The following is a 3,004-nucleotide window of genomic DNA, read 5'->3' on the forward strand; positions in this document are numbered from 1 at the left end:
TTACTATGAATAATAAACTTAAATCATTATGAAAACGTGAGAAAACAAGAGGAAATTGAAGATAATCGTTTCTTTATAGAGGGAGTATAGTTCAAGAAGGAACCTTTATTCCTAATAAAAAACTCGCCAATACTGTGGCGAGTTTTGCTTTTTTATATGCCAACACCGATGTCAAAACTACTGTCATTTCGGCACAAATTTTTAGAAAAGCACCTCAAAACGGAACCCTTTAAATGTTTATTTATAGCTTTTTTTAATATCCTTTTGTCCTTAATTTGTTAAGATTCCTCCGTAAAAAGGAAGAACCTTGTGGTATGGTCAAATTAGATAAATAAAGGTAGACATTCACAAAAGGGAGGCTTATGATCATGAGTAAACAACGAAAACAACCAAACAATGGTCCAAATATTCAAATGGAAAAAGAAATTGTCAACGAGATGATCGGATTGTATTGTCGGAAAAAGCATCATCGTGATGTGCTCTGTAAGGAATGCCGGGATTTAAAGGACTATGCCTTTTTACGACTTTCTCTGTGCAGGTTTGGTGAAGAAAAATCTGCTTGTTCAAACTGCAAGGTGCACTGTTATAAACCAACGTATCGGCAAAAGATGAAGGCTGTCATGCGTCGTACAGGACCATGGATGCTTTTGTATCATCCGATTTATTCGGTAAAGCATATGTTCAATAGGTAATAAATTCCAACCTAAGTGTTTATTAGATTAAAAAAGCCACACTCTTGTGACGGTACCCCAATAACAAAAAGACTGCCATTTTTGACAGACGGATATTCAAGGAGCACCCTTTTTGTTTAATAAGCAAGATTATGGAGATTTATTTCCTTTGGAGAGAAGTAATCTTATAAGTAACGAAAGGGAATAGTTCTTTCTCTCCGAAAAAGAATTTGGACATTCCCTAATTGTATGCTACACTTTGTTTACCATTTGATTTACTGTTTTGATCTTCCCCACTCATTTATGAGTGGGGTTCTTTGATTTGATTTAAGCAAAATAAAAGACAGACTCCAAATTAAGAGTCTGTCTTTCGTTATTTTTAAAATTAAGCTTTACGAACGTTTGCAGCTTGTGCTCCACGTTGACCTTGCTCAACATCAAAAGTTACTGCTTGACCTTCTTCTAAAGTTTTAAAACCTTCGCCTTGAATCGCTGAGAAATGAACGAATACGTCTTCTCCACCTTCACGCTCGATGAATCCGAAGCCTTTTTCGCCGTTAAACCATTTTACTTTACCGTTTTCCATTTTTGTTGCCTCCTAGTGTGTTTTCCACACAATGTATTACTATCCTTGCTCTCAGTGGTCATCAAGAAGAAGTTAAAACTTATGCTATCATTTACACCGAACAAAAATAATTCTCTATTAGGATATCATTAATTACTTGTATTTGCAAGGTAAGTAATGAGTCTGCCGCCGCAATTATCCTTTTTTCAATAATGACTTAATCATATTTCAAATGTACATTCATAAAAATCAACGGACACTAATTTATCTTGTTAAAAAAGGAGTCTAGAAGAAAAAATGATAAAAATCATATAAATAACCCCAGATTATAATGAATCCGGGGTTTATTTGCTTTCCATCTCAAAGTAAGGTTGCTTCTTTAAGCTGCTTTTTTGATCTCTATTTTTTTCCCTTCTTTACGCCACTGCTTAAATTCAGCTGTTGCTGTGAAAAGGACGTCTGTGGATGAGTTAAGAGCTGTTTCAAAGGAGTCTTGTAAAACACCAATGATAAAGCCCACACCAACTACCTGCATTGCAACATCATTTGGGATTCCGAATAAGCTGCAAGCTAGAGGAATCAATAATAAGGAACCGCCGGCAACCCCTGAAGCACCGCAGGCACATACAGCTGACAGTACGCTGAGGATAATGGCTGTAGGTATATCCACTGCAATATCTAGTGTGTGAACTGCCGCAAGTGTCAATACAGAAATCGTAACAGCTGCACCAGCCATATTAATGGTGGCGCCTAATGGAATGGATACAGAATAAGTATCCTTATCCAAACCTAGTTTTTCACATAATCTCATATTTACAGGAATGTTAGCAGCTGAACTACGTGTAAAGAATGCTGTAATACCGCTTTCCCTTAAGCACTTAAATACGAGTGGGAATGGGTTTTGACGTATAGCTGTAAACACAATGATTGGATTGACAACTAGAGCTACAAAGAGCATACAACCTATCAAAACGGCAAGTAATTTTCCATAGCTTAGTAATGACTCGATTCCATTTGTCGTAATAGAGTCAATTACTAGACCCATGATTCCTAATGGTGCAAACTTAATCACCCATGTAACCATTTTGGAAATGGCATCTGAAAAATTAGAAATCATCGTTTTTGTTGTATCTGGAGCATTTCTTAAAGCCATACCAAGGACTATCGCCCAAGCTAAAATACCGATATAATTCGCATTAAAAATGGCTTTAACTGGGTTATCCACAACGTTCAACAGTAACGATTTGAGAACCTCTGTAACACCGCCAGGAGCCGTCAAATCCTCAGCACCCTTTGCAAGTGTTAAGCTTACAGGAAACACAAAGCTTACAATAACTGCGATTAATCCAGCTAAAAAAGTACCTAACAGATAAAGACCAATAATCGATTTCATATTCGTTTGGTGACCGCTCTTGTGTTGAGCGATGGCTGACATAACCAAGAAGAGTACCAAAACAGGTGCTATCGCTTTTAAAGCACCAACAAACAAAGATCCTAAAATGACAACAGGTTTAGCAACATCTGGGATCGTTACAGCCAGGATTATACCAATAATCAATCCAATAATTATTTGCTTTACCAGACTCACTTGATTCCATTTTTTCATTAGATTTTTCATAGTCATCCCCCCGCTTGTATAAGAAAAAGTGCAATTTTCCATAATCAATTTAGACGTACTACTATCAGACTATTTATCAATCTAATGATTATCTAATAGCGGTCACCTCAAATGAAATAGGTACCTTGCATCGATAGATGACCATTACCA

General features: G+C 36.6%; 3 protein-coding genes. 1 reads left to right on the top strand and 2 read right to left on the bottom strand.

Annotation, left to right across the window (positions count from 1 at the left end; all coding sequences use genetic code 11):
* The first annotated feature begins 368 nt into the window (after positions 1-368).
* Positions 369-692 carry a nitrous oxide-stimulated promoter family protein gene (locus V7150_RS26360; protein ID WP_335524236.1) on the top strand — a complete coding sequence of 108 codons (324 nt, stop codon included), beginning with the start codon at positions 369-371 and terminating at the stop codon, positions 690-692.
* A gap of 364 nt (positions 693-1,056) precedes the next feature.
* Here V7150_RS26360 and V7150_RS26365 read toward each other — a convergent pair whose 3' ends face one another.
* Together V7150_RS26365 and sstT are read right to left on the bottom strand one after the other, a co-directional pair.
* Complete coding sequence (locus tag V7150_RS26365) at positions 1,057-1,257, bottom strand: cold-shock protein (RefSeq protein ID WP_151535084.1); 201 nt, start codon at positions 1,255-1,257, stop codon at positions 1,057-1,059.
* A gap of 358 nt (positions 1,258-1,615) precedes the next feature.
* Entirely contained in the window at positions 1,616-2,854 is a 1,239-nt protein-coding gene (sstT, locus tag V7150_RS26370; RefSeq protein ID WP_335524242.1) for a serine/threonine transporter SstT, read from the bottom strand.
* Positions 2,855-3,004: the final 150 nt, after the last annotated feature.

This window comes from Neobacillus drentensis, assembly GCF_036965245.1.
In the GTDB taxonomy this organism is placed as follows: Bacteria; Bacillota; Bacilli; order Bacillales; family Cytobacillaceae; genus Neobacillus; species Neobacillus drentensis_G.